This is a genomic window from Streptomyces sp. NPDC002776, from assembly GCF_053592195.1.
Window position 1 is genome coordinate 21,729 of the sequence record NZ_JBSFVG010000033.1, and the last position, 6,874, is coordinate 28,602.

Consider the following 6,874-nt stretch of genomic DNA (forward strand, 5'->3'; position numbering starts at 1 on the left):
GCCCGCGCGCGGTGCGGGCTAGGGCTGGCGGGCGGCCATCCGGTCCAGGACGAGGTGGCCGCGCGCCACGAGCTCGTCGCGGTTCTTGGAAAGGCCGTTGCGCAGGTAGGACACGCCGAGGCGGACGGTCAGCAGATGTAGCAGGCGGTCCTCCTCGGCCGTCAGCGGCCGGCCGTAGCCCGTGAAGTAGGCCTCGCGCAGCTCCGGGCGGACGGACCAGACAGCGCCGCACAGCCACACGAACTCGGACGCGGCGACACCGTGCGTGGCCATCGCGAAGTCGATGAGACCGTGACGACCGGTGGCCTCGTCGTACAACCAGTTCCGGGTCTCGTAGTCGCCATGCCGGTAGACCAGCGGCAGTTGCTCGGCGAGTCCGGGGAGCTCCTTCGACGCGGCCTCGACCAGAGCGAGCCGGCCGGCGGCCAGGTACGGCGCGACATCCTCCAGGCAGTCGGCGGCCTCACGGGCCTTGTCCTCCATGTCGGAACGCACTGCGACGCGGTCCGCGGCCGTGCCGGGCTCGGACGCGTCGTGCCAGCGGCGCAGCAGCCGCCCGGCGGCCTCGTACAGGCGCAACTCGATGCCGGCTTCCAGGGGCAGGTCCCGTACGATGCGGCCGGGCAACGGCGTGCTGAGAATCGCGCGCAGGCCCGGGTCGCAGGCCAGCAGCCGCGGCGCCTCCGTCTCGCTCAGGTGCGCCGCGGTGAAGGCGTATCCGGCGACTTCACGCTCGAAGTCGAGGTCGCTGGGGCTGATCTTCACGTAGGCGTCCCGGCCAGCCGCGCTCACGCACCACACGAGGGAGGTGCTGCGCGGCCAGGAACGGTCCTCGTTCGCGTCCAGGCCGGGCAGGTGGCCGGCGACCCACTCGCGCAGCTCGGGAGGGAAGGGCTTGGAGGTCGTCATGAAGGTAGGTCTCCGAACGGGCGTGGAGGGAGCGGATTCGGTGGGGCCGTGCACGCGAGTGCGACGGGCGGTTCCTGCCGGTGGAACGGCCGGATGCCGGGTGGGGTGCGGGGGTCAGAAGTAGTCGGCGAGCCAGGGCTCCCGGTCGGCGGTGGTGGCCAGAAGGCGGGCGAGGACAGGGTTCTCCCCGCGCAGGCCCGCCATCGCGGCGGCGGCCGGGCTGCGGTAGCCGCCGGCGTACCAGAGCGCGAACTGCCCCATGGTCAGGGTGACGTCAGCGGTACGGCCGCGCTGCGCGCCGCCGGGGGTGAGGCGGGCGCTGCCTGCGCTGATGCTCAGGGTGTGGCGGCTGGAGCCGGCGCCGTCCGGGTCGGCGAGGTCGAGCACGATCTCGTCGTCCAGGTGACGGGGCCAGCCGCGCAGCTCGACGGCGCGGGCAGGGTCGAGGACGCGCAGCATCCAGGGGTGCCAGGCTCTGGCCGTTGCCGTGCCGACGCTCGCGAGGCGCTGCTGCAGCAGAGGGCCGGGCGGCAGTCCGGTGCGCTCGAACATCACGGTGGGGATCCGGCCGTGGTGCCGCCCGAGGAAGGCGAGCATCGCGTCGGCGGTCGGCGCGTCGGCGGCCCAGAAGTCGTGAACGACCAGCTGCCGGCCGCCCGGGGTGCGCTGCGTCGCCACCATCAGGACGCCGCTCGGTTCCCGCCCGTGCTCGGCGAACGCGTAGGTCTCCAGGTCCGGATGCCGCTCCTGCTGCCAGGCACCCCACCACGCAGAGCGCTGCCACGGGCCGTTCCACCGCCCGGCCAGCCGGTCAGGCAGCTCCGCCAGCTGCGCGGTGTCGCCGTGGGTGATCTCCATCGTGTCGGCGGTGGCCTGCATGAGGGCGACGGTCGGCACCGTCCAGGAGAACACCTGTGCCGGGGCCTCCCAGCCCAGCCGCCGCACGTAGCCGTTGGAGGCCGTCCAAAGCGTGGCGAGGACCGCGCCCTGATCCTGCAAGGCGCGCACCCTCTCCTGAGCGAGGCGAGCGGCGAGGCGGCCGCCGCGCTCCTCTGGGGCGACGCAGCCGCAGCCCATGCTCGCGGCGGGTACCGGCCGGCCGCCGAACCACTGCGGCACGAGCATGCCCAGGCCCCCGGCGACGACCCGGCCTCCGCGCACTGCCACCCGCCGGTCCGCGTGCGGGCCCAGGCGCGTGATGTCGGGCACCGGCTGGCCGTAGGCGCGGCGGGCCAGAGCGTCGTACTCCTCCCACTGGGCGTCGTCGGCCTCGGTGAACTCCGCGTCCATGGCGGCTCCCCTTCTTCTAGTAGCCGGTGGCGTCGCGGATGACGTCCGGGTCGGCGGGGACGAGGAAGGTGCGGGTGCCGGTGACGACCAGCTCGCCGCGCTGGTTGAACCCGTCGACGCGGCAGGTGACGATGCCCTGGTCGGGGCGGCTGCCCGAGCGGCGGGCTGACAGGACGGTGCTGCGCGCGGACAAGGTGTCGCCGACATGGACGGGCTTCTTCCAGCTGACCTCATCCAGGGCGAGGTTGCCGGTAGTCATGCCGCTGGTGGTGCGGACCGTCATCCCGAGCACCATGTTGAGGGTGAGCATCCCGCACACCAGAACCCGCGGGTTGCCGGTACGGCGGCAGTACTCGATGTCGGAGTGGACCGGCGCTTCGTTGCCCATCAGGGCGAGGACCTGCACGTGCTCCGCCTCGGTCACCGTCCGTGCCGGCCGGTGCTCGATGACCAGGCCGGGAACGAGGTCGTCCAGGCCCAGGCCGACAACCTCGCGGATCCGGCCGTCCTCCACCTGGCGAAAACCGGCCGGGACGGACGACGAGGACTGCTGCTTCTGCATCATCAGCTCGCTTTCGTGACAGAGGTGGTGACGGCGGCGGGGCGGTGGCCGGCTCGGCGGACGACGGCGAGGGCGGCCTCGATGAGCGGCGGTCCCACCATCACGCCGTCCGCCGTGGTGATGGCGCCGCCCGCCTGTGCCGCCAAGGAGGCCGCGTCGAGAACCGCACGAGCTGCCTCCAGCTCGCGCGGGCTCGGAGCGAACGCCTGCGCGATGACGCTCAGCTGGCGCGGGTGGACGGCGACCTTGCCGGCGAAGCCCAGCTCGACCGCCTCCAGGGCGTCCCGGCGCAGCCCGTCCTGGTCATCGAGAGAGAAGAAGGGCGAGTCCACGGCCGGGATTCCGGCGGCGACGGCCGCAGTGACGAGCTGAGCGCGCGGGTACCACATCGCCCGGGACGTGAGCTGGCACCCGGCCGCCGCCGCGTAGTCGGCGGCGCCGAAGAGCACGCCCGCCAGGCCCGGGGTGTGCACGATGCCGGGCAGTGCGACGACTCCCCGCGGGGACTCGATCAACGCCCAGACCTTCGGCGCCGCCTGCGCCCCGCGCACGGCCTGTACGACGGCCTCGATCTCGCGGCCCGATTCAACTTTGGGCACTACGACGAGGTCCGGCCGCAGCGTCCCCTCGTCCATGGCGGCAAGGTCCCGCAGGCCCTCGGCGCCGTCCACTGCGTTGATCCGCACGCCCAGCAGGGGCCCGCCGGATCTCCGCGTCCGGGCATCGATGAACGCCAGCACGGCGGCCCGGGCATCGGCCTTGGACCCGGCCAGCACCGAGTCCTCCAGGTCGAGCAACACCACCTCGGCGCCCGAGCCGACTGCCGTGTGGAAACGCGCGGGCGCGATACCTGGAGTCACCAGCCAAGTCGGCCCACTGGGCCTGTCCGGGGCGGGCGGCGCGGAGATCACCCGATCCAACGGAGACTGCACGTCGATCTCCTCTCGAACGGTCGACCGTCCCGGTCGCTGCTCGTACGAGCACGACGGACCGGAAGCAGGAACAGGGAATCGTGCACCGCCACCCGGACGGTCGGACATCGAGCGGGTGTGGCAGTGCGCTGCGCGGTGATGCGCCACAGCGACCGATGGGGTCGCTGAGATGATCGAGTGTCGGCCAACTGTGCCTGCTGACATAGAGGTTGGCGGGAGTCCCGCGGGAGTCCCACCCCCCTGCGGCGGTACGCTCAGGCCGTGCCTGCCTGATTGGATTTCGTCGTGGACGAGGACGAGCGCACACCCCACCCGCTGGCCGCGGTCCGCACCGCGCGCGGATTCAACCGTGTGGAGTTCGCCAAGGCGATGCACGGCGCTGCTCGCCGCCGCGGCCTTCGCTCCGGCGTCGACAAGGCCCGGGTGCGCAAGTGGGAGGTCAACGGCGTACGGCCCGACGCCGTCTCCCAGACCTACATCGCGGAAGTCCTGGGCATCCCGGCCAGTGACATCGACCCTGCCGCCTGGCCTGCTTGGCTTCCCCGCGTCGACCAGGGTGTCGTGCCGCTCGATCCCGCCAACATCGTGCCCGCTCTGCGAGAGGCCCTGCACACCATGGACCGCCGAACCCTCCTCAGTGCCATCCCCGGATCCGCGCTCGTCATCCTGGCAGGAAGCTGGGCTGGAACCCAGCCCGCGGCCCTCGCCGCCAGCCCCTCCCGCCCGGGCGCCGCGGTGGGCGAAGACGTCGTATCCCTGCTGGAGGAGACCAGCGCCCGCCTCAACACACTGGCCACCGAGCAGCGCCAGCACATCGCGCCCCTCTACGACGCCCACCTCGCCCGCGTCACCGACCTGATCGAGGAGCAGCGCTATTCCCGCCCCGTGGGAGCGCGCTTGCACAAGCTCGCCGCCAGCCTCTCCCAGACGGTTGCCTGGATCCGCTTCGACCACGGCCAGCACGGCGCCGCCAGCCGGTACTGGATCGCCGGGCTGCACAACGCTCACGCCGGCAACGACCGGGACATGGGCGCGGCCCTCCTCAGCGACCTCGCCTATCAGGCCTCCTGGCGGGATGACCCCACTACCGCCGCAGGCATCCTCACCAAGGCCCTCAGCCGCACCACCCACCCCGCCGCGAGCTCGCTGCTGCATCTGCGACTGGCACGCGCCCAAGCCGCGCTCGGCGAACGCAGCACCACATTGCGCTCCCTGAACGCGGCAGAACGCCTGCTCAACGCCGGGGACGCAAACGACACCCCCGCCTGGTGCTCCTGGATGTCGACCGCCGACCTCGCCGTCGACTCGGGCCGCTGCCTGCTCGACCTCGGCGACACCGCGCAGGCGGACCGCCTCATCGCCGAGGGCCAAGCGCTCCTGCCAGCCAGCCGCGACAAAACGCGCGGAATCTTCCTCGCGTACCGGGCGCAGGGCCATCTCAGCCGTCGCGAACCCGAAGCAGCAGCCGCCGACGCCCTCGAAGCGCTCCACCTGGCCGAACGGATCGGGGCCCCGCGATGCGTTCAGCTCGTCCGCGATCTCACCCCCGCCTTCACCCCCTACCGCACGACTGAAGGCGTGCCCGAACTGCTGCACGCCGTCGCTTAACCCGGGCAGGTCCAGCACTGCGTTCCTGATCACCAGGCCGCCTCCAACCGCCGACGGACACACTCCGCGTCCACCGCGCTCAGGCCGCTGTACTGCCCCAGAGCCAGGGTGTGGAGGGAACTCGCCTCCTCCGCCCGTCCGGCGCCTGCCACGCTCTGGCCGAACATCTTCAGACCGCGGGTAGTCCACTGCCGTGCCGGGGGCTTTGGCTCTGTCCGGCGGCCGGGAGCGTTGTCGACCAGACGCCGGACAGGCGTTAAAGGGGGCAGCCACGGCGAAGGCGGCCACGAACACGTCGGTCGGGGGCGGGGCCGCAGCCTCATGACGCCCTCCTGCACAATGCGGCGAAGCGGCGGCTGTCCTCGGCCTGCAGGCCTGCCATGAGCGCCGGACCGGGCGCGTGCCGCACGGCGTACACGAGCACAGCGCCGCCAGCACCGCAGGCGATGAGGATGAGCAGCTTCGTCATGGGGTGCTCGATTCGAAAGTGAGGGTCTTCGGCCGGGGTCGGATCCGCCCCGCCCGCAGGGGCGTGCCCGTGCGCGTCGACGACTGTTACCGCGTCGATGCGCACGCAGTCTCAGGTGGCGATGCCGAGCCGGGCCGCGAGCGCGGCGTGCGGGGTCGGCTCGGGCCGGATCTGCGCCAGGGCTTCGCGGAGCGGCGCGGTCGGCACCAGCCGGTCACATGCCGATGGCCGGAACCAGTACGGACCCGGGGGAACGGTCCTGTTCAGAGAGGGCAGGGTGATCGTGTGGGGCGCGCCCAGGCACACGGCGTGGGTGTGCGGCTGCCAGCAGCGAGAGGAGCCGGGCGGGACGAGCCAGTAGAACCAGCCGCTCTCCGGGTCATCGATCACGGGCCCGCATCCGCCCTGGATCTCGTCCATGAGAGCTACGGCGCAGCGGGCCTGGACGCCGGAGCTGGTGATGACGACGTCGAAGAGATGGCCGCCCAGGCGTACGCGGGTGTCGCGGCCAGCTTCGACTGCCAGCAGGGTGCGGATCATGTCCGCGAGGTCGGCCATGTCGGCGGCCGGCCGACTCGCTGCGCCGACGGTCTCGACCAGGTGCTGCACTATGTCGGCGCCGCGCGGCAGCGCCTTGGCCGGGGCGGTCACAGCTCCACCAGCCCGGGACGCAGGACGGCGCGCACGGTCTTGGCGTCGAAGCCCGAACCGATGAGGAACCAAGAGAGTTCCACGCCCTGGCGCGCGATCTCCCAGAGCCCGCGTCCGCAATCACCGGTGACGGCCTGGTCGAAGTCGGGGAAGTGGGGGAGAGGGTCTGTGACGTCGACGAGCAGCTCGTGCGCCTCGGTCAAGCTGAGGCAGGCGCTGAGGCTCTGGTCGGGCTTGCCTGGAGCGAGTGCGTGCTGCACGGCGTTGTCGACGAGGGCATGAAGCACGTCGATCGCGTGATGCTGATTGCCTGGCCAGGCCGCCAGGGTGAGGAGGCTGCGGGCCTTGATGCGGGCTAAGAAGCCATCCGCTTACCGCTCGGCAGGCTTGATCAGTCGAACACGGTTCCTGTTCGGGTGATCCCTCGGTGGTCGGGGCATAACGGCAGGGCCT

8 protein-coding genes are annotated in these 6,874 nt (G+C 72.0%); 1 reads left to right on the forward strand and 7 read right to left on the reverse strand.

Annotated elements, in window-relative coordinates; translation table 11 throughout:
* Positions 1-18: 18 nt before the first annotated feature.
* The 4 genes from ACWD11_RS33955 to ACWD11_RS33970 all read right to left on the reverse strand — a co-directional run bounded on the left by ACWD11_RS33955 (position 19) and on the right by ACWD11_RS33970 (position 3,621).
* Positions 19-909, reverse strand: coding sequence for an aminoglycoside phosphotransferase family protein (locus tag ACWD11_RS33955; RefSeq protein ID WP_389421413.1), 891 nt, complete (start codon positions 907-909; stop codon positions 19-21).
* A gap of 114 nt (positions 910-1,023) precedes the next feature.
* Positions 1,024-2,199, reverse strand: coding sequence for a GNAT family N-acetyltransferase (locus ACWD11_RS33960; RefSeq protein WP_389421414.1), 1,176 nt, complete (start codon positions 2,197-2,199; stop codon positions 1,024-1,026).
* 16 nt (positions 2,200-2,215) lie between these two features.
* Positions 2,216-2,764, reverse strand: coding sequence for a MaoC family dehydratase (locus ACWD11_RS33965; RefSeq protein WP_389421415.1), 549 nt, complete (start codon positions 2,762-2,764; stop codon positions 2,216-2,218).
* Positions 2,764-3,621 carry an HpcH/HpaI aldolase/citrate lyase family protein gene (locus tag ACWD11_RS33970; RefSeq protein WP_389421416.1) on the reverse strand — a complete coding sequence of 286 codons (858 nt, stop codon included), beginning with the start codon at positions 3,619-3,621 and terminating at the stop codon, positions 2,764-2,766. The genes ACWD11_RS33965 and ACWD11_RS33970 overlap by 1 nt, the downstream gene beginning before the upstream one ends.
* Positions 3,622-3,978: 357 nt before the next feature.
* Here ACWD11_RS33970 and ACWD11_RS33975 point away from each other — a divergent pair, with 357 nt between their 5' ends.
* Positions 3,979-5,301: an XRE family transcriptional regulator gene (locus tag ACWD11_RS33975; protein WP_389421417.1), complete on the forward strand. Its 1,323-nt coding sequence runs from the start codon at positions 3,979-3,981 to the stop codon at positions 5,299-5,301.
* A 319-nt stretch (positions 5,302-5,620) separates the two neighbouring features.
* On the opposite strand, the gene ACWD11_RS33980 is transcribed toward ACWD11_RS33975, so the two are convergent.
* From ACWD11_RS33980 to ACWD11_RS33990, 3 genes are all read right to left on the reverse strand, one after another.
* Complete coding sequence (locus tag ACWD11_RS33980; protein ID WP_389421418.1) at positions 5,621-5,770, reverse strand: hypothetical protein; 150 nt, start codon at positions 5,768-5,770, stop codon at positions 5,621-5,623.
* A gap of 111 nt (positions 5,771-5,881) precedes the next feature.
* Entirely contained in the window at positions 5,882-6,421 is a 540-nt protein-coding gene (locus ACWD11_RS33985) for a hypothetical protein (protein WP_389421419.1), read from the reverse strand.
* A complete protein-coding gene (locus ACWD11_RS33990; protein WP_389421420.1) occupies positions 6,418-6,708 on the reverse strand; it encodes a hypothetical protein in 291 nt (96 codons plus the stop codon). Before ACWD11_RS33990 ends, ACWD11_RS33985 begins: the two co-directional genes overlap by 4 nt.
* Positions 6,709-6,874: the final 166 nt, after the last annotated feature.

What these genes read in the sequence shown, in the direction of transcription:
- ACWD11_RS33955 (WP_389421413.1), bottom strand. Translation starts at nt 909, where the DNA reads ATGACGACCTCCAAGCCCTTCCCTCCCGAGCTGCGCGAGTGGGTCGCC.
- ACWD11_RS33960 (WP_389421414.1), bottom strand. Translation starts at nt 2,199, where the DNA reads ATGGACGCGGAGTTCACCGAGGCCGACGACGCCCAGTGGGAGGAGTAC.
- ACWD11_RS33965 (WP_389421415.1), bottom strand. Translation starts at nt 2,764, where the DNA reads ATGATGCAGAAGCAGCAGTCCTCGTCGTCCGTCCCGGCCGGTTTTCGC.
- ACWD11_RS33980 (WP_389421418.1), bottom strand. Translation starts at nt 5,770, where the DNA reads ATGACGAAGCTGCTCATCCTCATCGCCTGCGGTGCTGGCGGCGCTGTG.